21 protein-coding genes and 1 pseudogene are annotated in these 25,480 nt (G+C 48.1%); 19 read left to right on the top strand and 3 right to left on the bottom strand.

Features of this window, described 5'->3' with window-relative positions:
• Nucleotides 1-86: 86 nt before the first annotated feature.
• A complete protein-coding gene (locus ACTQ52_RS00525) occupies nt 87-1,301 on the bottom strand; it encodes an IS110 family transposase (RefSeq protein ID WP_441981567.1) in 1,215 nt (404 codons plus the stop codon).
• Between the two features lie 302 nt (nt 1,302-1,603).
• Between ACTQ52_RS00525 and ACTQ52_RS00520 the strand changes: the two genes are divergently transcribed.
• From ACTQ52_RS00520 to ACTQ52_RS00495, 6 genes are all read left to right on the top strand, one after another.
• Nucleotides 1,604-4,678, top strand: coding sequence for a phage tail tape measure protein (locus ACTQ52_RS00520; protein ID WP_441981466.1), 3,075 nt, complete (start codon nt 1,604-1,606; stop codon nt 4,676-4,678).
• 2 nt (nt 4,679-4,680) lie between these two features.
• On the top strand, nt 4,681-5,043 hold the full coding sequence (locus tag ACTQ52_RS00515; protein WP_441981465.1) for a hypothetical protein: 363 nt from the start codon (nt 4,681-4,683) through the stop codon (nt 5,041-5,043).
• A 37-nt stretch (nt 5,044-5,080) separates the two neighbouring features.
• Nucleotides 5,081-7,306 (top strand): hypothetical protein, encoded by a 2,226-nt coding sequence (locus ACTQ52_RS00510; RefSeq protein ID WP_441981464.1) that lies wholly within the window; start codon nt 5,081-5,083, stop codon nt 7,304-7,306.
• Nucleotides 7,299-8,408 (top strand): hypothetical protein, encoded by a 1,110-nt coding sequence (locus ACTQ52_RS00505; RefSeq protein WP_441981463.1) that lies wholly within the window; start codon nt 7,299-7,301, stop codon nt 8,406-8,408. The genes ACTQ52_RS00510 and ACTQ52_RS00505 overlap by 8 nt, the downstream gene beginning before the upstream one ends.
• Nucleotides 8,409-8,410: 2 nt before the next feature.
• Complete coding sequence (locus ACTQ52_RS00500) at nt 8,411-9,817, top strand: hypothetical protein (protein WP_441981462.1); 1,407 nt, start codon at nt 8,411-8,413, stop codon at nt 9,815-9,817.
• A 78-nt stretch (nt 9,818-9,895) separates the two neighbouring features.
• Nucleotides 9,896-10,306, top strand: coding sequence for a phage holin family protein (locus tag ACTQ52_RS00495; RefSeq protein ID WP_441981461.1), 411 nt, complete (start codon nt 9,896-9,898; stop codon nt 10,304-10,306).
• On the opposite strand, the gene ACTQ52_RS00490 is transcribed toward ACTQ52_RS00495, so the two are convergent.
• Nucleotides 10,307-10,495, bottom strand: coding sequence for a hypothetical protein (locus tag ACTQ52_RS00490; protein ID WP_441981460.1), 189 nt, complete (start codon nt 10,493-10,495; stop codon nt 10,307-10,309). It lies immediately after the preceding gene.
• Nucleotides 10,496-10,641: 146 nt separating this feature from the next.
• Between ACTQ52_RS00490 and ACTQ52_RS00485 the strand changes: the two genes are divergently transcribed.
• Nucleotides 10,642-11,436 carry a LysM peptidoglycan-binding domain-containing protein gene (locus ACTQ52_RS00485; protein WP_441981459.1) on the top strand — a complete coding sequence of 265 codons (795 nt, stop codon included), beginning with the start codon at nt 10,642-10,644 and terminating at the stop codon, nt 11,434-11,436.
• Nucleotides 11,437-11,514: 78 nt separating this feature from the next.
• On the opposite strand, the gene ACTQ52_RS00480 is transcribed toward ACTQ52_RS00485, so the two are convergent.
• Nucleotides 11,515-12,453, bottom strand: a complete 939-nt coding sequence (locus ACTQ52_RS00480; protein ID WP_441981458.1) for a type IV pilin protein — start codon at nt 12,451-12,453, stop codon at nt 11,515-11,517.
• A gap of 397 nt (nt 12,454-12,850) precedes the next feature.
• Here ACTQ52_RS00480 and ACTQ52_RS00475 point away from each other — a divergent pair, with 397 nt between their 5' ends.
• From ACTQ52_RS00475 to ACTQ52_RS00420, 12 genes and pseudogenes are all read left to right on the top strand, one after another.
• Nucleotides 12,851-13,258, top strand: a complete 408-nt coding sequence (locus ACTQ52_RS00475) for an RNA polymerase subunit sigma-70 (RefSeq protein ID WP_187565955.1) — start codon at nt 12,851-12,853, stop codon at nt 13,256-13,258.
• Nucleotides 13,251-13,436: an SHOCT domain-containing protein gene (locus ACTQ52_RS00470; RefSeq protein ID WP_441981457.1), complete on the top strand. Its 186-nt coding sequence runs from the start codon at nt 13,251-13,253 to the stop codon at nt 13,434-13,436. The genes ACTQ52_RS00475 and ACTQ52_RS00470 overlap by 8 nt, the downstream gene beginning before the upstream one ends.
• A 34-nt stretch (nt 13,437-13,470) precedes the next feature.
• Nucleotides 13,471-15,246: a recombinase family protein gene (locus tag ACTQ52_RS00465; RefSeq protein ID WP_441981456.1), complete on the top strand. Its 1,776-nt coding sequence runs from the start codon at nt 13,471-13,473 to the stop codon at nt 15,244-15,246.
• Nucleotides 15,228-16,808 carry a recombinase family protein gene (locus ACTQ52_RS00460; RefSeq protein WP_441981455.1) on the top strand — a complete coding sequence of 527 codons (1,581 nt, stop codon included), beginning with the start codon at nt 15,228-15,230 and terminating at the stop codon, nt 16,806-16,808. Before ACTQ52_RS00465 ends, ACTQ52_RS00460 begins: the two co-directional genes overlap by 19 nt.
• 152 nt (nt 16,809-16,960) lie before the next feature.
• Nucleotides 16,961-17,176 (top strand): helix-turn-helix domain-containing protein, encoded by a 216-nt coding sequence (locus tag ACTQ52_RS00455; RefSeq protein WP_441981454.1) that lies wholly within the window; start codon nt 16,961-16,963, stop codon nt 17,174-17,176.
• 21 nt (nt 17,177-17,197) lie between these two features.
• Nucleotides 17,198-18,946, top strand: a complete 1,749-nt coding sequence (locus ACTQ52_RS00450; protein ID WP_441981453.1) for a DUF262 domain-containing protein — start codon at nt 17,198-17,200, stop codon at nt 18,944-18,946.
• Between the two features lie 226 nt (nt 18,947-19,172).
• Nucleotides 19,173-19,781: a hypothetical protein gene (locus tag ACTQ52_RS00445; RefSeq protein ID WP_441981452.1), complete on the top strand. Its 609-nt coding sequence runs from the start codon at nt 19,173-19,175 to the stop codon at nt 19,779-19,781.
• A 49-nt stretch (nt 19,782-19,830) separates the two neighbouring features.
• Nucleotides 19,831-20,247, top strand: coding sequence for a hypothetical protein (locus ACTQ52_RS00440; RefSeq protein WP_441981451.1), 417 nt, complete (start codon nt 19,831-19,833; stop codon nt 20,245-20,247).
• Nucleotides 20,248-20,415: 168 nt separating this feature from the next.
• A pseudogene (locus tag ACTQ52_RS00435) lies at nt 20,416-21,336 on the top strand (HsdM family class I SAM-dependent methyltransferase); the annotation flags it as partial.
• 25 nt (nt 21,337-21,361) lie between these two features.
• On the top strand, nt 21,362-24,733 hold the full coding sequence (locus ACTQ52_RS00430) for a DEAD/DEAH box helicase family protein (RefSeq protein ID WP_441226546.1): 3,372 nt from the start codon (nt 21,362-21,364) through the stop codon (nt 24,731-24,733).
• 80 nt (nt 24,734-24,813) lie between these two features.
• Nucleotides 24,814-25,125 (top strand): SdpI family protein, encoded by a 312-nt coding sequence (locus tag ACTQ52_RS00425; RefSeq protein ID WP_441226545.1) that lies wholly within the window; start codon nt 24,814-24,816, stop codon nt 25,123-25,125.
• Nucleotides 25,126-25,270: 145 nt separating this feature from the next.
• Nucleotides 25,271-25,444: a type II toxin-antitoxin system HicA family toxin gene (locus ACTQ52_RS00420; protein WP_441226544.1), complete on the top strand. Its 174-nt coding sequence runs from the start codon at nt 25,271-25,273 to the stop codon at nt 25,442-25,444.
• Nucleotides 25,445-25,480 lie beyond the last annotated feature (36 nt).

The raw sequence follows: 25,480 nt of genomic DNA, 5'->3' as shown, positions 1-25,480 counted from the left end.
TATTCTGAAAGATTTGCAGGCGGAAAGGAAGGTAGCACAAAAAGACCGTCACTCGGGCGGCCGAGTGAGAAAAGACATTTGTCGGGTTATTCAGTAGCGTTTGTTTGTTGTCTCAGGCATTCCTTTACTTTGCCATAGTAGATGCGAAGAAACTTATTGGCTCCGGCGGTCATGTAAACAAGATAATCTTTTCCCTCCGACCGTTTTTTATCAAGAAAGCGATAGACAGGATCATCATTATCGCCTAATTGGAGAATGGTCGACATGATCTGGAACAAAGTCTTTCTTAACCGCGAGGAACCGCATTTTGAGGCATGTACGCTCTTGCTGATGCGTTGGCCGGAATCATTTTTCCCCGGATCCACGCCGGCAAAGGCAGTCAGTGATTCCCTGCGTGGAAAGCGGGACACATCACCAATTTCGGCAATGAGCTGAGGGCCGTAAACCGGACCTACACCATACATTTCCATAACCGTGGAGTATTCGGGGAGTGTTGAAGCAAGACGGTCCATTTCGGAACGAAGCTCAACGATATGCCTGGAAAGTAGCTTGAGCTGCTCAATGCTGTTCTGAATCATCTTCTTACAGATCAGGTCTTTGGGCTGGGTAGCGATAAGCTCCTTAGAGGCATCAAACAACTCCTGGGGCTTACCTTTCTGGAAATTATATCCATGGCGTTTGCAGAAGGCTGCATAGCGTTCCGAAAAGGCTTTGATGCCAATTTTGCGGACACAGTCAACGTGCCAGAAAGAGTAGACGTAATCCACCCATTTCTCGCTTCCGTCCGTGCGGACGGGACTGGTAAAGAGTTTGTCTACTCCCGGATAAGTTTGATCAAGGAGAGCAATGAGATTGTTTTTGACAGCTGTTTTCTGCTTCATGAGAAATGCTGTCTGTGTATTAAGGATTTTCAGTTGAGAGCGAATATTGTCCATGCCAGTATACTCACGGAGTTCTGACCAGTTGTCAATGGTATATCTGGCAATCTTCATGGCATCAGCGGGGTCGGTTTTCACCTTACGGAGAGAATTGTTGCCGTAATTTCGGATCAGGTGTGGGTTGACCGCACTAACGAAAATCCCTGCATCCGACAAAGCGTGAAGTACCGGTTCGTGATACCGCCCTGTGCTCTCCATGACAACCCTGGTATCACCTTCCAGTGATCCTATGTACTGGACAAGACTGCTGAGATCTGCAGACGAATGGGAGACATCAAAAGGTCTTCGAATGGTAATACCGCCGGGACGTAGGACGGCAATGGTACTCCGGCCTTTTGAGACATCGATACCTACTGCGTTTATCATACTAAACACCTCCAGAATAAGATTTGCAATGGTTCCAGTTTTCTCATTGCTGATTCAATCTCCTGGGGTATCACACGAACGCTGAGGTTCAACCTACGTAAATCGAACAACTGCGAATGAGTACGGCTGGCTGACTGGCTTTCATACGGACACTGTTTCAAGTGAACAGGTTCCAAGGAGGATTACGTCATAAACCATGCCGCAACATTCTAGCAGTTTAAGCAACGAGAGGAACAGACGCCTGGCTGGATGTCAGGCGGTCTGTACCATCACAAAACCTATAGTAGGAGGAGGAGCCTATGGCGGGAAGTAGAATCAAGGGTATCACGGTCGAAATCGGCGGCGATACCACAAAACTTCAGACAGCCTTAAAGGGTGTCAATTCAGAAATCAAGAATATACAAAGTCAGCTTAAGGATGTCGAGAAGCTACTGAAACTGGACCCCGGCAATACTGAGCTACTTGCTCAGAAGCAGAAGCTCCTCTCCAACGCTGTCAGTGAAACAAAAGAAAAGCTCGCCACTCTTAAGACTGCTGCAGAGCAGGCAAATCAGGCACTTGCGAATGGTGACATTTCCAAAGAACAGTACGATGCCCTTCAGAGGGAGATCATCGAAACGGAAGAAGATCTCAAAAAGCTGGAGACACAGGCCAATCAGTCAGCGACCGCTGTTCAGAAGATTGCTACTGCTGGTGAAAGCCTGAAGTCTGCAGGCGATAAGGTTTCCTCCGCCGGTGAAAAGCTCCTTCCTGCCTCTGCTGCAGTTACAGCTCTTGGCGTTGCTGCTGTAAAAACAGCTTCCGATTTCGATTCTTCTATGAGCCAGGTAGCCGCCGTGTCTGGTGCAACCGGAGAGGACTTCGATAAGCTCCGTGCAAAGGCTCGTGAGATGGGAGCGAAAACCAAGTTCTCAGCATCCGAGGCTGCGGATGCCATGAACTATATGGCGATGGCCGGATGGAAAACCTCCGACATGCTGGATGGTATCGAAGGCATCATGAACCTTGCTGCGGCATCTGGTGAGGACCTTGCTACCACATCGGATATCGTTACAGATGCACTAACTGCATTTGGACTCACCGCCAAGGACTCCGGGCATTTTGCGGACATCCTTGCAGCGGCAAGCTCTAACGCAAATACGAATGTCAGTATGATGGGTGAAACCTTCAAATACTGTGCTCCAATCGCCGGTGCACTTGGTTTCTCCGCAGAGGATACCGCAGAGGCCATCGGGCTTATGGCGAATGCCGGTATCAAGTCCACACAGGCCGGTACCTCTCTTCGTACCATCATGAATAACCTTACTGGCGAGGTAAAGATTTCTGGTAAGTCTATCGGAGATGTGACGATTGCAACCACCAATGCCGATGGCTCGATGCGAAGCCTCACGGCAATCCTTGCAGACTGTCGGTCCGCCTTCGGGCAGCTTTCAGATTCAGAGAAGGCATCGAATGCAGAGGCACTCGTCGGTAAGAATGCCATGTCCGGCTTCCTTGCTCTTATGAACTCCGCACCTGGGGACATTTCAAAGCTCGAAGGCGCGATCAAGAACTGTGACGGCACATCTGAGAAGATGGCAGAAACCATGCAGGACAACTTAAGTGGTCAGCTTACGATTCTGAAATCGCAGCTTCAGGAACTTGCCATCTCCTTTGCGGACCTTATGATGCCTGCAATCCGTTCTCTAGTATCGGCTTTGCAAGGCCTGGTGGACTTTCTCAATAAGCTGCCGGAGCCGGTAAAGCAGATCATCCTCGTGGTGGCACTTCTCGTGGCTGCTCTTGGACCGGTCCTTATCTTTGTTGGAAAGATCATGAGTGCCGTTGGCTCTATCATGACGATGGCACCGAAGATTGCAGGGGCCGTGAATACGGTCACGGGAGCCATCAAGGGCATCGGTGCAGCGACCTCCGGAATTAGCGCCGTGCTGAAGGTTTTCTCCGGCATTGGCCTTGTGATCGGTGGTGCTATCACTGCTGTAAAAAATTTCATAGATATGTTTCGGAATGGATTCTCTCTTGTAAAGGACATCCTGATGGGTGTCGGCATTGCTCTTGCTGCGGTTGGAGCGGTCATTCTTGGTGCTCCGGCACTGGTCGCAGGCGTGGTGGCTGCGATTGTCTTTGCAGTGGCGAATCTTGTCATTGTGATCAAAGAACACTGGACGGAGATTGGAACCTTCCTCTCTGGCATGTGGGAGAACATCAAAACACTTGCAGGGACAGCATGGCAGGCAATCTCCGATTCGATTGGAAGCATCATCTCTGGCATTGCAACGTTTCTTTCTGGTATCTGGACGAGCATTGCTACGACTGCTTCTTCCATCTGGACTGCAATCAGCACGACCGTCGGTGGCATTGTACAGGGCATTGTCGATACAATCACAAATATCTGGAACGGATTTGTATCGGTTTTCGGCCCGCTGCTCGAAGCCTTCCGGTATCTGTTTGAGACGATCTTTCAGGCTATTCAAATCTTGATCGGCATGGCGATGGATGCAATCAGCACAAAAATCCAGGAAATCTGGAATGCAATTGTCGCCTTCCTGACTCCGCTTCTCACTGCATTGCAGAGCTTTTTCCAGACAATCTGGATGGCCATTCAGACTGTGGTGACTACGGTGCTGACCACGATCCATTCCATCTTTACGACGGGCTGGAATACCATCAAATCGGTAGTAACGTCTGTGCTGAATGCCATCAAGGGTGTGGTGACAAGTATCTGGAACAGCATCAGCGGCTATATCTCCGGTGTGATGAATACCATTAAGAACACGGTTTCTTCTATCTGGAATAGCGTGAAATCTGCCGTCAGCAGCATCATCGGTCAGATCTACGATGTGATCCACTCAGGCTTTGAGCGAGCCGTCGGCTATGTGAAGGGCCTTGCTTCTCAGGCATTCAGCTGGGGACGTGACCTCATCATGGGTATCGTGAATGGTATCAAGTCAGCTGTTGGCGCAGTTACCGATGCGGTAAATGGTGTGGCAAACAAGATCCGCTCTGTACTTCACTTCTCGGTCCCGGACGAAGGACCACTTACCGATTATGAATCTTGGATGCCGGACTTCATGGCTGGACTTGCTCGTGGAATTGAAGAGAGCAAGAGCCTTGTGTCAAAGGCAATGGATGGTGTTGCAACCAGCATGGTGATCAACCCGCAAATTGGAAGAATGGAAACTGCCACAGCCACTACATCTACCGGAACAGCTGATACACTTTCCGGTATCACTGCAGCAATCCGTGAAGGCCTCGCCGGTGCAACTGGTCAGTCAGGAGACATCGTAATTCCGGTATACCTTGGAGGCACGATGCTGGACGAGGTCATTGTCAATGCCCAGCAGAGGGCAAATCTTAGAAGCGGAGGTCGGTAACGATGGCATTTATGCAATATTTGAATTTCAATGGTACTGCCCTCCCACTGCCGGATTCCTATGACCTCGATCTTTCCGATATAGAGGCAGATTCCAGCGGTGAAACGGAAGCAGGTACTACGCAGCGGGATGTCGTAAGGACGGGTGTCGTGAAGATATCCGTCTCTTTCTCTGTATCCCCGAAATGGCTGAAACAGCTGACGGCTTATTCCAAGCTACCAAAGCTGACAGTTCAATATTTTGATACCGAAGATTTATCGCAGAAAGAAACAGAAATGTATATCAGCGGATTTAAAGCGAAGCTCAAAAAGGATACATCCTATAAGGGACTGTGGACAGTGAGCTTTACCCTAAACGAATTTTAATGGAGGTGGTGCTGTGTATCCAGTATCGGATGCCTTTATGCAGGTAATCAAAAGTAACACAAGAAAATATTACTGGACCGGCACGATCACCACCAGTGATAAGAAAACCTATGAATTTGGAAATGGGGATATCGTAAAAGGCAGCGGATATATTTCGAGGCAGTGCTGCGGGAACTCAGAAATTGAGCTTGGCTCTGTGTATGCCGCAGAGCTTGGCATCAGCCTGTTCTGTGATATCGACCGATACACCTTGGACGACGCAGAAATCAAGCTCTGGTTCCATCTGCTGCTTGATGATGGCAACACAGAGAGCATTCCGATGGGTGTGTTCTATGTAGCCGAAGCCAATCGCCGTATCAAAACACTGGAGCTGAAAGCCTATGATGGAATGCTGAACCTGGATAAATCCTTCAATAAAGGCCTGTCCAGTGCCTATCCCTATGAATTTCTTTCTCTGCTATCGAAGGCGTGCCATGTGGAGCTTGCGCAAACAAAGGAAGAGATCGAGGCCTTACCAAATGGTATGGAGCTTCTTGGTATCTATCAGGATAATGACATCGAATCGTGGCGTGATTTTCTCTTTTACCTTGCACAGACACTCGGATGCTTTGCAGTCATTGATCGTTATGGAAAGCTTTCTCTGACATCTTACGGAAGCACGCCAGTCATGGCCATTGATATTCGTCACCGGTTCAGCAGCAGCTTTTCCGATTTCGTCACTCGCTATACAGCGGTCAGCTCCACCAACAAAAAGACGGAAACAGCGGAATACTACGCGAAGGATCCGGATGATGGACTGACGATGAATCTTGGCGTAAACCCGCTTCTGCAGTTTGGCTTGGAGGAGACGAGAAAGCGAATCATTAACACGATTCTTGATGTTGTCTCGACTGTGGAGTATGTACCCTTTGATTCAGAAACCATCGGCAATCCTGCGATGGACCTTGGTGATGTACTTCGCTTTACCGGCGGCCATGCAGATGAAACCAAGCAATCCGCAATCACCTCTATCTATACGAGAATCAATGGGAAGCAGACGGTGAAATGTGTCGGCAAGAATCCAAGGCTTGCTGCAGCAAAAAGTAAAAACGATAAGAACATCAGTGGCCTGATCAGCTCCATTGGTGAAACGAAGCTAAGCATCTACACCTTCACCAATGCCCTGGCACTAGATGCCGGAGAAGAAAAGCAGTCCATCATCAACATGGAGTTTGCATCCGGCGATGAGACCAATGCAGAGTTTCATGCCCAGGCGATCATGGAGGTGGAAAGCAATCCGAATACGCGAACACTCACTGCAGAAACGACCATTGACCTTGGAACAACTACCGATGACGAGGGAAACGAAGTTGAAAACAAGAAGGTGATTTCCTTTCCACTTTCCTGGAATGAGGATGGAAAAACAGCTCTTTCTGTTTTTTATGTACTGGATGGTCATGAGGTTGAGGAATTCCATCCGAAGGAATCCTGGCTCAGCGGCAAGCATCTCCTGACGCTCTACTACCCGATCATCGGCCTTACGGCAAATCAGCTTCATACCTTTGAAGTGCTGATCTCCATGAAAAATGGAACCGGGCATATTGAGGCACAAAATATCATGGCGACCATCACCGGCCAGGGACTGGGTGTGCAGGAACGCTGGGATGGACGGATCACGGCAGAAGATACCCTGAAGAAGATTCTTCTTTCCTCTATGCCTACACATGCGCTGCATGACGCTGTTACGGTACATTTTCTTGCACCGAAAAAGACAGGATTAAATGACCACGTGGCATCTATCTCCTTAACCGGAATGCCGATGCGGTCCATGAAGGATTCGCTTCGACTCTTTGCACCGATTGTACATGATGTGGTAGAAACCGCTGATAAAAAGAAGATGCATTACCAGAAGGAATATGTCCTTGATGATGACGTATTTAAACTTCGTAAAGAATATGCCCTCTCTGGAAATAGCAATGTCCGCCTCGATTGTGGCCGGATGCTGAAGCTTGTGATTCCGACAGGCAACTTCGATAGCTTGACCGATCTGACGATCCTGCCATTTGATACGCTTCCTTTTATCAATATGAAGGTTTTATACGCAGATGGCCTCCAGCTAAATGAATTTATCGAGAGGATTGATGGCGCGGTAAAGCTGAAGAAATCCTTCAATACACGCATTTCTGGACAGGATCAGGAGATTGACCGGGGACGGCTTGCTACATTTTCACTTGGACTTCAAAACATGGCAGAAATAAAAGAACTTGAGGTAAGCAATGTTTGATTATGGAACTATCGATGATCTTTTAAAGAGCACAGAGCACATGGAGATCCTTCGAAATAATTCTCTGCAGGATGATGGCACCGATACCGTAAAAGGCGTTGACTGGTTTCAGTACAAAGGAAAAACAGCCTCCACCCTTTATGTCAGTGGTAACTCCTGGATTGGCTTTGGCGAGAATACGGAGCAGCTAAAAATCGTCCGCAGGGATACCGATCTTATGACACTTCGAAGAGAGGAAGGAACGATCTGGGGAACCTACAAGTTCCTTCGTATCCGCTGGGAAGGCTACTCTGTGCACGGCAATCGAAACGAAGCAACTCGGATGATCTGGGATGCAATTCTTTTCGATACTGGAGAAATCTGTGTCTCCTTTGACACGATTCCAACCAACAGTAGCTATCTTGCAGATTCCAGTCTGGTTACGGGGGATGGCACGATTTCCTTTACGGCCCTTACTGGAAATATCATCTCTTTTAAACCGAAGGATGCATCTGGAAACAGCTTTGAATACGTGGATCATGCGCCTGTTTTTCTTGATCCATACAATCGAAGATATCTTATCTCTGATGCGGACAATTCTCTGTATACCGTGGAAGAGAATGCGCTCGTTAAATTAGAGGAAACAGAGCTCACAGCAGAACTTTTTGAGACTAGTGGTGTACAGGATATCCCGAATGGAAAGCTGCTCATCACACTGCATGATCCAACAATTCTTTACTGGCACGATTCAGAGAATCTCTTCCCGGATATGAAGGTAACCTATACAGGGGTCCCGATTCCGCAGGTCATTTACTCCGAAAACATCGATATGTCGGATGCCACAATTCTCGGCATCGAAAAGGTAACTGCTGACTGCTCGGACGAGGTGTTGTTTGCTGTCTCCTTTGATGATGGGGAAAGCTGGTGGAGTTGTATCAATGCGGTGTGGGCAAAGCTGTCCGAGGAGAAATCTGGAATGTCAAAGGCTGCACTCGAAGCCATCAGCGTGGATTCCTGGGCAGAGAAAGCAACTACTGGGCAGCTGAAATACCGCTTTATCATCAGCGGCGCGGATGGCTATCTCAAGTCCATCACGACCGACTATCTGAATACGGAGGAATAACGATGCTGAAAGGAAAAAGTGTAATCGAACTAACAAATGTCTATACCGGCAAAAAGGAGCATTACGAAGATACTAACCTGGTGACAGAAGCTGCAATGGATGTTCTGAACTGCAACATCAAAGGCATGCTATACAACAACACTACTTTTAATGGTACCAGTGGAGATGATTGGATGCTGCCGCTCAAGAAAAATATCATGGGCGGCATCCTGTTGTATCAGAATGCACTTGAAGAACGAGCAGACAATATCTACGCTCCGCTGAATAATCCGCTGATCGGCTATGCTTCGGATGATGCAAATAACACAGAGGATATCCGGCGAGGCAGCCGGAACCTTACCGAGAGCAAGGAAGTGGATGGCGGGTACCGGTTTGTCTGGGACTTTGCTACCTCGCAGGCAAATGGTACGATTTCTGCTATCTGCCTTTCCAACACGCTAGCCGGAAAAGGTACGCAGTATGCCGGTAACTACATGGTCAGAATCGGGACCTGGTCTGCAAATGTTCAGGATAAATATAAGCCTTATTGCATGCGTGGAAACAAGCGCGTTTATATCGGCGAGGGCTATCGCCTGGAAATGACAACGTATTATAACTCCACGCAGGCCACACTTCGAAAGATTTATGATGATTATCTTCATGCAGCGCTCGTTGATCGACCGCTGACAAGAATGACCACGGAGGCCGATGAGGAAACCACAATCGAGCTGAACCATTACCCTTCCTACTACCACTACATTGGAGGACAGAAGGATGGAACAGAGGAACCGTATAACAATGATTCTGGAATTTGGAATTACCTGTATCACGGCGCTGACGGAAAATGGTATGGATTGGTTCGACGGTCTAATCGAAAATACAATTATACCAGCGGCAATACGGACTACTACACTCACCAGAATTACGAATGGTACATGGATACAATTGACGGCAATCAGTGCACCACGCAGAAAATCGTAGCTCCAAGCGATATCAGTGAATTCTACAGCATTGGTATGAGTGGAAAATGGCTCATGTGCTATACCGGCAATCAGGTGTATCGCATTGATACCACCAATGTGGCAAATATCGAGCTTGTGCCGAATATCACCTATGTTTCGTCAACCGTGTGGACCTATATCGTAGATGATGACATCGTAATCAATGGTTGGTATTTCCTAAACGGTGAGCCAAAAATCTATGTTCGTGATACGCCAGATGCAAGCTATGCATCCTGGGGACGAAACCAGATGGCTCGGTATAAGACTTACGCGCTTCGTGAATGGATATTTCAATCGAATGTCTACAATCTGTACCGGGAGCTGTTCTTGATTACTCCCTACCTTGCCACCATCAATAACCTGGGCACTCCGGTCATCAAGACCGCAGATAAGACCATGAAAATCACATACACCATTACAGAGGAATAGCTCGGTGACACCTTGAAAGCAAGCATCTCATGACGAGGTGCTTTTTTCATACCCAAAATTCAAAGGAGGACAAACATTATGAAGGAATTCTGGAACACGATTCAACTTGTATTTGCAGCGATTGGAGGATGGCTTGGCTACTTTCTCGGCGGCTGTGACGGTCTGCTTTACGCACTGCTCGCCTTTGTGGTGATCGATTACATCACAGGCGTCATGTGTGCGATTGCAGATAAAACCCTCTCCAGTGAGGTAGGCTTTAAGGGCATCTGCCGTAAGGTGCTCATCTTCCTTCTGGTCGGAATTGCAAACGTCCTTGATGTGCAGATCATCGGTACCGGCAGTGTACTTCGTACCGCTGTGATCTTTTTCTACATTTCCAATGAAGGTGTAAGCCTTCTTGAGAATGCAGCGCATCTTGGACTTCCGGTACCGGAGAAGATCAAAACCGTTTTAGAACAGCTCCATGATCGGGCAGAAGATGAGGGGTGATCAGTAGATCGGCCCGATATTTTCATCGTAGTTATTGAAAAATCCGGGATCAAAGCGTTGGAGTGCATCCTCGAGAGCTGTTCGGTCAGAGAGAATTTCGAGGGTGCATTCTTTGCTTTGCACAAAACGCGTGATCAAGGACAGCGCATGGTTTCGACCGTCCAGGTAACCGATATCATAAATAGTCATAGTGGCTCCTTTCACAAGGAGCATATCTCATCGGACAAGCTCAGTCCATTCACGCTGCGGTATAGAAGTATAGCTAAGAAGTATAGTTTAGGCTCTTTGCACTGGAAACAAGGTGGAGAGAGCTTTTTTGAATTGGAGGTAATTTTATGAGCAGAACAGCAAATGACCTGATTTCTGTTCTGAGAAGCTGGATCGGTTTCTCAGAAGCCAACGGGAAATACAGAAGTATTATTAATCTCTACAACAGCCATCAGCCACTCGCGCGAGGATATAAGGTGAGATACAGCGATGAGTGGTGCGATACCACGGTATCCGCGGCTGCGATCAAGACAGGTATGACTGATCTCATCGGTACAGAGTGCGGATGCGAAGAGCACGTAAAGATTTTTAAGAAGAAGGGGATCTGGATTGAGGATGGCACCGTCCGCCCGGAGCCAGGGTACATCGTGCTCTATAACTGGAAACAGTTCTCTCAGCCGAATGATGGATATTCAAACCATATCGGTGTGGTGGAGTCCGTACAGGGAAATACGTTCACGGTCATCGAAGGCAATAAAGGAAATGCCGTATCAAGAAGAACCATCCCAATCGGATGGGGTTACATCCGTGGCTTTGCAGCTCCTCGGTATGAGACCGAGACGAAGCAGACGATCACCATTGATGAGGCCGCGAGAAATGTGTTACTTGGGAAATATGGAAACGGCGAGAAGAGGAGACAAGCACTCAAGGCTCTCGGCCTTGATGCGGACACCGTACAGCGAAGAGTGAACGAGCTGGTTAAAGGGGTAAAGGCAGAGTACGTTACCGTGAAGTCGGGAGATACGCTCTCAGAGCTCGCGGAGCGCTATGACACAAGTGTGGCGGCCATTCTCAAGCTGAATAGCGTGCTCATCAAGAATCCGAACTGCATCCAGGTTGGATGGAAGATCAGAGTGAAATAAGAAAAGGCTCATAGGACGGAGTAATGGTATTCTGCGCCTGTGAGCCTTTTTGTTCTGTTCATGATTTACTTAATGGTTTCATTCAATAATGAGTTTTACCCAATTTTGATCATCAATAGGCGCTCCCCACGAATTTGAAGAAGAATTCTTCCATACATAAAAATTTCCATCTGGGCTCTCAAATATATCCCCGCAGTTTACAGTAACCGTAAGTTTACCATTTGCAACCTTGTCAGAGGAAATTACTGCGCCAGATGGCTTTACACCAAGCCAACCATAGCCGTCCTCTGTTGGATAATGAGCTGTGTAATATTGATTATAGCTTTGAGTTGAAGTAGCTATATAAGTGGTTCCGTCCGGCAACCTGTATGATTTTCCTGTTTCAACAGTACCTGTGTTACCCGGTGTCGGCCAGGTCCCGGCTGCGTTTTCTACTTTATTGATGGTAGAATTTCCACCTGGTTTCTCAGGCTCTGTTGGCGCTGTCGGTTCCTTATTAGGCTCTGAAGGATCTGGCTTCGATGTATCCGGTTTTGTCGGAGAAGTTGGATTCGTTGGCGTGGTTGGGTTGGTCGGAGTAGTTGTACTTCCGCCGCCGGAGCCACTTCCACCAGCACTTCCACTGCCATCTTCATAATGCAGGATGGAGTAATCCTTAGAGGAATCAAATTCTACCCATGCTTGCCCACCGGCTTTCGGATAGTCGCCTACGATCTCTCCGAAGACGCCCTCGAGATTCGTTATTAATCCAGAGCTCTGCCATTCATCCTTCTGCTGTCGAAGTGGAATCGCCTCATAGGTTTTATGGTCCTTGTTGACAGAGCCGCCGTCCATAATGGCATCTGCCATGACCTCCGCATATTGGGAACGAATGTTAGCGGCATCGGTTGCCTCTCGCGCCTTTTCCAACTGGCTGCTGAAAATCGGAATCGAGATCGCCACTAGGACTCCAATGATGGCCACCACGATCAGGAGCTCTGCCAGAGTAAATCCTTTATTCCAATTCTTCCTCTTCATCACCAAGCTCCTTCGAACTATCTAAAAAATACCGCAGATGGGTGGTATTTGTGTCACCACTGTATGTTTTAAATTTACTTCCGAAAGCTTCGAAATTCAACCATTTCCAATTTGAAAAATCAGCCTTTCATGCCCGCCGAGGAGATCATCCTTTGGTGGGCATTTTTTTTTTTTTGCTTTTGGAACACGAGAACACTATGGAACGCTAATTGCCTATATATCTCTTATAAACACAATTTTTTATATGCTCTGATTTCTTTGGAAAATGTACAGCATAATGGCTTTTTCCGTGTTCCACGTGTTCAGGGCACCATGCATGTCATAACGATGGGGTTGAATTTTTCGGCAGTGAGTGAGGGAGGTACAAGGTTATTCCCTCAGAAGGAGCTGAAATTATATGACAGAAAATCAAAAAGCCCAAATTAGGAAGCTGCGTGCTGCTGGGAATGGTTATGGAAAAATAGCGCAAATACTCGGTATGTCTACGAATACCGTGAAATCGTTTTGTCGTAGAAATCCTGTTACGAAAACGCTGGAAGAAAGTCATGAAGAAATCACATTCTGTGAAAATTGTGGAAGAGCGATCAAACAGATTGCAAAACAGAAAAAGAAACGTTTCTGCTGTGACAAATGTCGAAATGAATGGTGGAATGCACATCTTGATCAGGTGAAACGCAAAGCAGTTTATGATTTCAAATGCCCGCACTGCGGTACGACATTTCATGTTTATGGCGATAAGCGAAGAAAATATTGCAGTCATGCCTGCTATATCGCAGATAGATTTAATGGTGGTAGTCATGAGTAAGGAAGAATTCAGAAACGAAAAGCTGTATCAGACCACCATGCATATCGCTCGGCAGATGCTAGCAGAAGGGCTTATTTCCGAGGAGGAGTATCGTCAGATTGATACAATTTTCCTTGAGAAATATAAGCCTGTTTTCGGCACATTATTCTCGGATATATCGTTGACTTCCGGGGCGTAAAGAGTGATGTATAGTGTCGGAAAGGAGTGATTTCATGGCAAAAATCACGAGGGTCGAACAGGCAGTGCCGACCATAAAAACGAAGAAGAAAGTCGCTGCCTATGCCCGCATCTCGATGGAATCGGAACGCATGAACCATTCCCTCTCCGCACAGATCAGCTACTACAGTTCACTGATACAGAAGAATCCTGACTGGCAGTACGCAGGCGTGTTCGCGGACGATGGAATAAGCGGCACCGGGATAGCCAAGCGCGATGAGTTCAAGCGTATGATTGAAGCCGCCGACAACGGCGAGATTGACATCATACTCACGAAATCAATCCAGCGGTTCGCCAGGAACACGGTGGACTTGCTGGAGACGGTGCGGCACTTGAAGGACATCGGCGTGGAGGTGCGCTTCGAGAAGGAACACATCAATTCCATGAGCGGTGACGGCGAGTTGATGCTGACCATCCTTGCATCCTTCGCACAGGAAGAAAGCCACAGCCTTTCGGAGAACTGCAAATGGGGCATCAGAAAGCGGTTCGAGAAAGGAATACCGAACGGACACTTCCGGGTGTACGGGTACCGCTGGGAGGGAGATGACCTGGTCATCGTGCCGGAGGAAGCGGAAATTGTGAGGCGCATCTTCCAAAACTTCCTGGACGGAAAATCAAGGCTGGAAACAGAGCGGGAGTTCGCCGCCGAGGGCATCACAACAAGAGAAGGATGCCGTTGGGTAGATTCCAACATCAAGGTGGTTCTCACGAATGTGACCTACACGGGCAATCTCCTCCTGCAGAAGGAATTCATATCCGATCCCATTTCAAAACAGCGGAAAAAGAACAAGGGACAACTTCCGCAATATTATGTGGAAGACACGCATCCCGCCATCATCGACAAAGCGACATTCGACTATGTGCAGTCAGAGATTTCACGGCGCAAGGAACTGGGACCGAGGGCGAACAAGAGCCTGAACCTCACCTGTTTTTCTGGAATGCTGAAATGCCCGCATTGCGGTCTAAGCTATATGCACAACAAGCGTACCGACAGGGGCTTCATGGAGTTTTGGGTCTGTGGGTCGAGAAAGAAAAAAGGCGGTCGGTGTCCCGTCGGCGGCAGCATCAACCACGAGAATCTGAAAAAGGCGTGTGCCGAGGTACTGGGATTGGAAGAGTTCGATGAGGATGTATTCAGCGAGAAAGTGGACTTCATCAGTGTGCCGGAGCGGTATGTACTGGAGTTCCATCTGAAGGACGGCGGCATTGTCACGAAGGACTGCCCGAACACGGGACACCAGGATTGCTGGACGGCTGAGTACAGAGCGAAGACCTCCGAGAAGCGCAGAAAGAAACCGAACTGCAAAGGTTCTTCCGTCATGACGGGGAAAATCAAGTGTGCCGGATGCGGATGCAATTTCCGCAGGGCTTCACAGCCGTCAGCTACCTCGGAAAGCGGTAAGGCGTTCTACTGGCGGTGCGCGGAGCGGAACGGCTGCGGTACGGTCGGTTTGCGGGAAGATGTACTGAAGCCCTTTATAGCGGAGACGCTCGGCATTCCCGAATTTGACGATGCCGAGTTTGAAAAGCGGATAGACCACATCGATGTGCTTTCCGCAACGGAGATGGTTTTCCATTTCAAGGACGGCGGTATGGTCAGACGCACATGGGAGCAACCGAAACGGGTCGGCAGACCTTGGACAGATGAGCAGAGAGCCAAGTTCAAGGAATCCATCAAGGGCAGGTACACGCCGGAGGTGCGGCAGCAGATGAGTGAACACATGAAGCAACTACGGAAGGAGCGTGGAAAAGCATGGCGCAAAGAAAAGTAACGGCGATACCGGCTACCATCAGCCGGTACACGGCCACGCCGATAAACAGTACGAAGAAACGCCGCGTTGCCGGATATGCCCGCGTTTCGACCGACCACGAAGACCAGACCACGAGCTACGAGGCGCAGGTCGATTACTACACTAATTACATCAAGAGCCGGGACGATTGGGAGTTCGTTGCCATATACACGGACGAAGGAATCTCAGCAACGAATACAAAAAAGCGCGAAGGCTTCAAGGCGATGATTGCAGACGCCCTTGCCGGAAAAATAGACCTTATCGTGACCAAGAGCGTGAGCCGTTTCGCAAGGAACACGGTGGACAGCCTTACCACGGTGCGGAAGCTGAAGGACGAGGGCATCGAGATTTATTTCGAGAAAGAAAATATATGGACGCTGGATTCCAAGGGCGAGCTGCTCATCACCATCATGTCGAGCCTTGCGCAGGAAGAAAGCCGCTCCATTTCCGAGAATGTCACCTGGGGACAGCGCAAGCGCATGGCGGACGGCAAGGTCAGCTTTGCCTACAGTCGCTTCCTTGGACTGGACAAGGATAAAGAGACGGGTAAGATTGTGGTCAATCCCGAACAGGCAGAAACGGTGCGGCTCATTTTCCACTTGTTTCTTGAGGGGATGACGCCGCATTCCATCGCCGCCGAACTGACAAGCCGGGGCATCAAAACGCCTGCGGGCAAGGATGTGTGGAACCAACAGACGGTGCGCCGGATGCTTTCGAACGAGAAGTACAAGGGCGATGCCCTTTTACAGAAGGAGTTCACGGTTGACTTCCTGCAGAAAAAGATGAAGAAGAACGAGGGTGAAGTGCCGCAATACTATGTGGAGGGTAACCACGAGGCAATCATCAGCCCTGCAGTGTTCGACATGGTGCAGGCGGAGCTTGCCAAGCGCACGAAGGGCGGTTCACGCTACAGTGGCGTGAGCATCTTCTCCAACAAGATAAAGTGCGCCGATTGCGGAGGCTGGTACGGCTCGAAGGTCTGGCATTCCACGGATAGGTACCGCAGGGTCATTTACCGCTGCAACCGAAAGTATAACGGCGAGAAGTGCCAGACTCCCCATGTTACAGAGAATGAGGTCAAGGCGGCGTTCGTATCGGCGTACAACCAGCTCGTGACAGAGAAGAAAGAGATCATCGCCAATGCGGAGATCATCCGAAAAACGCTCTGCGTCACCGAAGCCCTGCAGGAAGAAAAGGGCAAGCTGGAGGAAGAAATGGCGGTGCTTGTGGAAATGACGCAGAACATTGTAGAGGAGAATGCCCGCATTGCGCAGGACCAGGACGAGTACCAAAAACGCTACGATGGGCTTGTCAGGCGGTACGATGAAGCCAAGGCTCGGTACGATGAGGTGGTGGCCGCCATCTCCGCAAAGGAAGCGCAGAACGAACGGCTGGCGGACTTCATCAAGGTACTGAAAGCACAGGACGGCAACATCAGCGAGTTTGACGGCGGCCTTTGGGGCGGCATGGTAGAGTTCGTCACAGTGGGCAGGAACAAGGAAATCACGGTCACCTTCCGGGACGGCACGGAGATACAGGCATAATAGATACACGGATAGAATTGACACTCGGCTGCGGTCGGGTGTCTTTTTTCGTTAAGGGGTAGAAATGTTCATAATTATGTGTTATAATAAATAACACTGTGAGTGTAATTTAGTAATAAGAAATTCATTAGAAACAACAGAGGGATTGAAATATGGTCAAGAACAATTTTGAAGTCGATGTTAAAGTGAAATGCATCGAAGCTGATATGACACAGGCTAAACTCGGAGAGGAAGTCGGCACAACGGGTCAGTATGTGAATCGGCTCATCAAGAAAGGCGATTCCATTGTGAATAAGACCTTTGTGCAGATGCTCGAAGTTCTCGGCTATGATATTCAGCTTACCTATGTAAAGAGAGAAGAAAACTGATGAAAGGCAGGATTTTTTATTATGGCTTATGAAACACCGTTGACGATTGCGGAAGTGATGCAGGATATCTCGAATAACAAATATGTACTGCCTTCCATACAGAGAGAGTATGTGTGGGATACCGAACAGATAGAAACGCTGTTCGATAGCCTTATGCAGGATTATCCCATCGGAGCCTTTTTGTTCTGGGAGATTGAAAAATCAAGATTACTGGATTATGACTTCTATGAATTCTTAAGGAATTACCATGAGAAGAATAATACCCATAATAAGAAAGTTGATCTCAAGGGTTCTGATGGTGTAACTGCGGTTCTTGATGGGCAGCAGCGTCTGACCTCAATATATATTGGACTTAAGGGCTCCTATGCGTATCGCTTAAAATATAAGCAAAAGAAGAGCGAGAACGCATATCCTGTCCGATATCTTTATTTAAACCTTATTGAGGATGCACAGGATGAAAACAACAAATACGATTTTCGGTTTTTAACTGATAAAGAATTCAGCGGGATGACAGAAGGGTTCTGGTACAAGGTTGGAGACATTCTCACCATGACTCAGCCAGGCGAGACTTCTCAATATGTGCTTGATAATATTGCGTTTGCTGGGACGTATACAAAAGAGCAGACGATGCACGCAAATAATACGTTGCAAAAGTTGTATAACGTTGTTCATACAGATAAAACGCTCAGCTATTACAAAGAGAAAGCAGCAGAGTTAGATAAGGTTCTGAATATTTTTATTCGCGTCAATAGTGGCGGTACAGTATTGACCTACTCCGACTTGTTACTTTCCATAGCATCTGCTCAATGGGAAAATCATGATGCAAGGGAAGAAATAACTGAATTTGTTGATGATGTTAATTCCATCGGTGGAGGCTTCCGTATCAATAAAGACTTCGTATTAAAAACCGCTTTGGTGTTGACCGACTTCCCTAACATTGCATTCAAGGTTGACAACTTCAATAAGCCTAACATGATGAAAATCGAGGCGAATTGGGAAAATATTAAGCGTGCGATAAAGCAATCGGTACACTTAGTGTCCTCATTTGGTTACACAGGAGAAACACTTAGTTCCAACAACGCGCTAATTCCAATTGCCTATTACCTTCTGACAATCGGTATGCCCGACAACTTTGTAGAGTCTGGGGCAACCAAGGAAAATCGGGCAAAAATAAAGAAATGGCTGATAATGGCATTGCTAAAGAAGGCTTTCAGCGGACAGCCGGATAACGTAATAAGACCCATCCGTGATATCATCCGTGAGAACGGTAATAACGAATTCCCAATCACACAGATTGTCGACAAATTTAAGGGAACCAATAAATCAATCCAGTTTGCTGAAGACGATATTGACGAGTATTTGCTCAAACTGAAATATGGAAAGAGCGAAACACTGTCAACGCTCATGTTGCTCTATCCATCATTGGATTTCAGCAATAAATTTCATGAGGACCATATGTATCCGAAGAGTAAATTTAGAAAGTCATATCTCAGAAAAATGGGAGTGCCGGAAGACAAGCTGGATACATACATTGACTCCGTAAATGATATCAGCAATTTACAGTTGCTTGCCGCACAATTGAACGAGGAGAAACTCAATGCAGATTTCGATGTATGGTTTAACAAAGAGCAAGTTACAGACTCGGATAAGATTCAGTATCGCACGATTCACTACTTGCCGGAAATGGAATACACATATCCGAACTTTCTCCTGTTTATGGAAAAGAGAAAGCAGTTGATTCGTAAGAAACTAATAGATATTTTACTATAAAGGTTTGGTAGAAAGTGAAAAAAGCATGAAGCAGATTAAGAATTCGGAGTACGAGGAATTTCAGAAGTATCTCCACGACAAGAATAACGGCCGCATACTAACGCCGGATGGTTTACGGTTCATCTGCCAGGCTAATGACTACGATCCTGAGAAAATCGGAAGACATATGCTCGAAGTAATGGCACGGCAACAGAGCCAGCATTGATTAAGGAATAAGGAGGATTACATGGCTATGGAATATACGCCAATTGAAAAACAGGCACTTGATATGATGAAAAGGACAGATTTTAAGAATTTGTCGAAAACAGATGTCTTGAGTATCGCTTCAAAACTTGGTGAGTTGCGGCCAGATGTTGCAAAGGAAGTCATTGCACAGTTTCCTGAGTTTGCAAAGCTGATTCAGTCATCAATGGAGGAATACAAGGACATACTTGGTAACATCATATCCAGCGATGATGAAAGCATAAAACAGGTATACGCTATTGCTGATAAGGATATGGACACATCTGCGGATAGCAGAAAACAATTTTACGATTTCGCCGGGAAGGTTCATGCCGATCTTAGCAAGTGCCTTGATAACCCGGATTTAACAGCCGAAGAACGTAAGGACATTTTGGCACAGGAGATGGAAATTCTCAAAGCGGTTAGTGAAAAGGACACAGAGATTCGTACCCATGAAACAGAGACTGTCAAGATGGTCGACAAAAAGGACTCGGAGAAAAGACAGTTTAATTGGGGCGTGATAAAGGTCGCAAGCACAGTCTTAGTGGTCGGCCTGGGCATTGCCGCAAGTGCCCTGGGCGGGAATTTTAACCTTAAATTACCGAAGAAATAGTAAAGCGCTAATGTTGATTATTTCGCAACTGTAGGAGAGGTGATCAAAGATGAAGGACGGGAAAAGTCCGAATCCTAACGATATTCATCCGATAGCTGGATACGACAAAGAAGTCTATGTGAAACCAACGATAACGAATCCCAATATCATCGTTGGAGATTTTACTTACATCGCGGATTCGGAGTTCGAGAGTCATGTGACGAACTTTTATCCGTGGAGCAAGGATAAGCTCATTATTAAGTTCATCTGCCTTGCGATGACGGACGCATATATTGATGCCCATTTCCACGAGATAAAGAAATATGGGTCTGTAATAGAATCGAGGTTGGATGATACTGACTGTAAAATTGACAGTTTGAAAAAAGATAATCGTATTTACATTGAGGGATATGCACGAAGCGGTGAGCAAGTCACACTCATTGATACGGATTACAATCCGACAATTCAGACTTTATTTCATGGTTAAACCCAGTTTCATGAGGAGAACGCAATATACGCACAGGCAGCGATAAAACCGAATACCTTACTCCGTAACGGTGCATACGGCATCGTTATGAGGGGTGTGCAAAAATGCACCTGTGCGGGTGCATCGTTAAGGGGTAGAAATTCCGCTCCGTTATGTTGTATCAAATTAGACACGGCAACAGATCCGGCGTGTGGTACAGCCGGATTTCTGGTGGCAGCTGCCGAGAGCATCCGTGAACACTATGAGAGCACGATGACCGAGGAGCAGTGGAAGAAGTACGAGAGTACCGCTTTCACCGGATTCGATACGGACCGTACGATGCTTCGTATCTCGGCGATGAACCTGATGCAGCACAGTATCAGTAATCCGGAAATCGATTATAAGGATAGTGTTTCGAAGCAGAATGAGATCAGTGGGAAGTATTCGATCATCCTGGCGAATCCGCCATTCAAAGGGACCGTGGACACCGAAAGCATCAATGACAATCTGAAGGCGGTGACGAATACGAAGAAGACGGAGCTGCTGTTCCTGGCGCTCTTCCTCCGTATGCTCCGGAAGGGCGGTCAGTGTGCCTGCATCGTACCGGATGGTGTACTGTTCGGCTCGAGTAAGGCCCACCTGCAGATTCGGAAGGAAATCGTGGAGAATCATCAGCTGCGGGCAGTGATATCGATGCCGTCCGGTGTGTTTAAGCCGTATGCGGGTGTATCGACGGCGATTCTCGTCTTCACGAAGACGGGCGCCGGCGGAACCGAGGATGTCTGGTTCTACGATATGAAGGCGGATGGCTTCAGTCTCGACGATAAGCGCTCGGAAATCAAGGAGAACGATATTCCAGATATCCTCGCACGTTTCCATCATCTGGAGGGCGAGAAGGAGCGCGAGCGTACAGAGCAGAGCTTCTTCGTGCCGAAGAGTGAGATCGTGGAGAACGGATATGATTTATCCATCAACAAATATAAGAAGGTCGAGTACCAGGCGGTCGAGTATGAGCCGACGGAGGTCATCCTCGGTAAGATCGATGCCCTGGAGGCAGAGATCCAGCAGGAGCTCGGCGCACTGAAGGAGTTATTAAAGCAGGATAAGTAAGCGGTTTGTAGCGGAGGAATGGAAGATGTCCAATTTTGAATTTCTCAAGGATAAACAGGAGTACGCACTCTTCGCACCGGCGGCGATCGAAGCGGAGAAGGTGTTTGCCACCTCTCCGGCGATGTGTGCTATCGGTGCACGAAAGGCACTGGAGCTGGCGGTCAAGTGGGTATATTCTGCGGACTTTTCCATGGTGATGCCTTATAAGGACAATCTGCAGTCGCTGATTCATGAGCCGACCTTTCGCTTCGCGATGGATTCCAACACCTGGGGCAAGCTTCCATATGTGATCAAGCTGGGTAATCTAGCGGTCCATACCGAAAAGAGTGTCTCGGCGGGTGATGCCGTGACCTCACTTCATGGGCTCTTCGAGTTCATCGAGTGGATCGACTACTGCTATGGCGAGCACTATGAGGAGCGCAGCTTCGATGAGGCGAAGATCCCGGCAGAGAAGGTCATCATCGATACGAAAAAGATCAAAGAGCAGGAGAGTCTTCTGAACGAAAAGGACTCGGAAATCGAGAAACTCCGTAAAAAGATCGCGGAGATGTCCGAGCAGTATACGCGTGAAAAAGAGCAGCACGAGAAGGAGCGGAGCTTCAAGGCGGAGGATATCTCTGAGTTCCGTACGCGTAAGAAGTACATCGACCTCGATCTGAAGCTGATGGGATGGAAGCTGACCGGCATCGATCAGGATGTCATACAGGAGTTTCCGGTAGATGATATGATGGGACAAATCGGACAGAGTGGATTCTGTGATTATGTTCTGATGGGCAAGGATCAGCTGCCGCTGGCGGTTGTGGAGGCGAAGCGCACGAGTAAAGACGCCAACATTGGCCGAAAGCAGTGTGCCCTCTATGCAGACTGTCTGGAGCGGAAGTACGGTCGCCGACCGATCATGTTCACGACCAATGGCTTTGACACCTACGTATGGGATGATCAGAGTGGTCCGCAGCGGAAGGTGTACGGCATCTTCGGCAAGGATGATCTGCAGCGACTGATCAATCGCCGCTCGGATCATCAGGAGCTGGATGACATCACCATCGATGATAAGATTACGAACCGCTACTACCAGAAGGAAGCGATTCGTGCGGTCTGCGATCATGTGAAGCAGGGCTTCCGCAAGAATCTTCTGGTGATGGCGACCGGTACCGGAAAGACCAGAACGGCGGCGTCACTGGTCGATGTCTTCAGCCGTGGTGGGTATGTGACCAATGTTCTCTTCCTCGCAGATCGTACCGCACTCGTCAAGCAGGCGAAGGATTCCTTTAAGGAGTACCTGCCGAACATGACGCTCTGCAATCTCTGCTCCAACAAGGATGACAAGAATGCGCGCATCGTGTTCTCGACCTATCCGACGATGCTTAATGCTATCGATGACAGCCGGCGAAAGGACGGAGATCGGCTGTTTACACCGGCGCACTTCGATATGATCATCATCGACGAGTCGCACCGCAGTATCTTTAAAAAATACCGTGCGATTTTCGACTATTTCGATGCGATTTTAGTGGGCTTGACGGCGACACCGAAGATGAACGTCGACCGAAATACCTATGACTTCTTCGAGATGGAGAACGAGGTTCCGACCTATGCCTATGATTACGAAACAGCGGTGTATACAGATCATGTGCTGGTGCCTTACTACAACTATAAGGTGAAAACCGAATTCCTCGAAAACGGCATCACCTACAGCCAGCTGTCGAAAAAGGATCAGGAGCGACTGGAGGATGCGTTTACAGAGGATGATATGGATGTGCCGGATTTTATTCCGTCTGGTGCGCTGAATAAGTTTATCTTTAACTCCACAACCGTAGATATGGTTTTACAGGATCTGATGGAACGGGGCATCAAGATAGAGGGTGGAGAGAAGATCGGAAAAACCATCATATTTGCACAGAACAAACGTCACGCGGAGTTTATACTCGAGCGCTTTAATAAGCTCTATCCGCACTATAAGGGGACGTTTATTCAGCGTGTCATCTGTGACGATGCCTACGCACAGACGATTATCGATGATTTCCGAAATCCGGAGAAGGATCCGCAGATCGCGGTGTCGGTCGATATGATGGATACTGGTATCGACGTACCAGAAGCATTGAACCTGGTGTTCTTTAAGCAGGTGAAATCAAAAACGAAATTCTGGCAGATGATCGGACGTGGTACACGCCTCTGCCCGCATCTTATGTGCACGGATCAGATCGACGGAGAGTACGAAGGAAAGCGACGTTTTCTGATCTTTGATTACTGTGGAAATTTCGAGTTCTTCGAGACACATAAGGAGGGCTATGCCGGCTCCGAAACGAGCTCACTGTCGGAACTGATCTTCATAAAGAAGATCGCGCTGGCACAGCATATGCAGACAGAAGCGTATGCAGAGCCGCGATTTCAGGCGTGGCGGCAGCAGCTGGTGACCGACTGCCAGCGGCTCGTGAGTGCGTTGAATACCGATCTGGTGTCTGTGCATACGCATCTCAAATATGTGGAAAACTATAAGAACCTGGAGGTGTATCAGTTTATCTCGGATGAGATGCAGACGGAGCTGATCCGGGAAATCGCACCGCTCGTGCATATCGAAGATAAGGATGAGTCGGCGAAACGCTTCGATAACTTCATGTATAACCTGATCCTGCAGGACATGGATGGGACGGCGCTGTTCCCGCATCTGAAGGATCAGCTGATAAATATCTGTGAGATGCTGGCGAAGAAGATCAGTATCCCGCAGATCAATGCGAAGCTGCCGGTTATCAAGAAGGTACGATCGGATGATTTCTGGCTCGTGAACGATGTGCTTGAAATCGAACATGCGCGTCAGGAGCTCCGGGATCTGATTCAGTTCCTGACCGGGGGCAGAAGTGCAAAGCCGATTTACACGACACTTGCGGACAGCATCATTGACCGAAAAGAAGGGGAGCAGCTGGACCCGGCGTATGATTTCGTCGATTACAAGAAGAAGGTGAATCGATATATCAACGACCACGGAAACGCGATGTCGATCCATAAGCTGACGCATAATATCCCACTGACGAGCGGCGATTATGAGGAGCTGGAACGCATACTGACGGAGGAGCTGGGCAACAGAGAGGACTACCAGAAGGCGTATGGCGATACGCCGTTCGGTCTGCTGATCCGGAAGATCGCGAAGCTCGATCACGACGCGGCGATGGCGGTGTTCTCTGAGTTCATCAATGACCAGGCCCTGAATCAGAAGCAGATTGCATTCGTGAATAAAATCATCAGCTATATCGAAAACAACGGCTACATGGAGAACACGGACCTCATGAAACCGCCGTTTGATAAGCCGGTGAGCTTCATCAAGCTGTTTGACCCGAAGAGGAGAACAGAAATCCTGCAGAAGATCCAGGAAGTGAAGGAAAACGCGGTGAAGATCGAGGCGTAAGAGGTGAGCAAATGCTGGAATACATAGAAATTTTCATAGTGAATCTGATCATTCCGGCGGTTATGCTTTTCGGTGGATATATGATGAAGACATGTCCGCCGAGGAGTATTTCACGCTGGGTGGGGTTCCGGACGGCGCTCTCCATGAAAAACGCGGATACCTGGGCGTTTGCGCATGCGTGCTGCGGGCGGGTATGGTGGAAAGCCGGATGGATTTCACTGGCACTGTCCGTACTGGTGCAGCTGCCATTTGCGAAGGCCGGCGAGGAAACGCTCGAGACGCTTGCGCTGGTGATGGTGCTTGCGCAGTCCTTCATGCTGCTCGGAACAGTGGTGTACGTGCAGAGAGAACTAAAGTTGATGTTTGACGAGCGCGGGCGGAGACGGCAGTAGAGGAGCCTACATTGGCATGTCATATAAGGAAAAAGCGCTGATCTGCGGGGTGGCAGGTCAGCGCTTTGTTGTAGTTTCAGAAATGTGCGCCAGTCTGTCTTGAAAATACGCATAAAGGGCGTATAATCGTAGAAAGGAATAGTTGATGAAAAACAAAGAATTGATCAAGAAACTTGAACGGGCTGGATTCACGTTCAAAGAGCATGGTGGAAATCATGACAAGTATGTGAGAGGAAACGACGTCGAAGTCATTCCGAGGCATAAGGAAATCAATGAAAGACTGGCTCGTGCGATACTGAAAAAATGGAGACTTATGTGAGGCTCCTTGAATGCTGAGCTTTTAGATTATATGAGG

Source organism: Oribacterium sp. Sow4_G1_1 (assembly GCF_052116105.1).
Taxonomy (GTDB): domain Bacteria; phylum Bacillota; class Clostridia; order Lachnospirales; family Lachnospiraceae; genus Oribacterium.
This window is presented reverse-complemented; position numbering and strand designations above follow the sequence as displayed.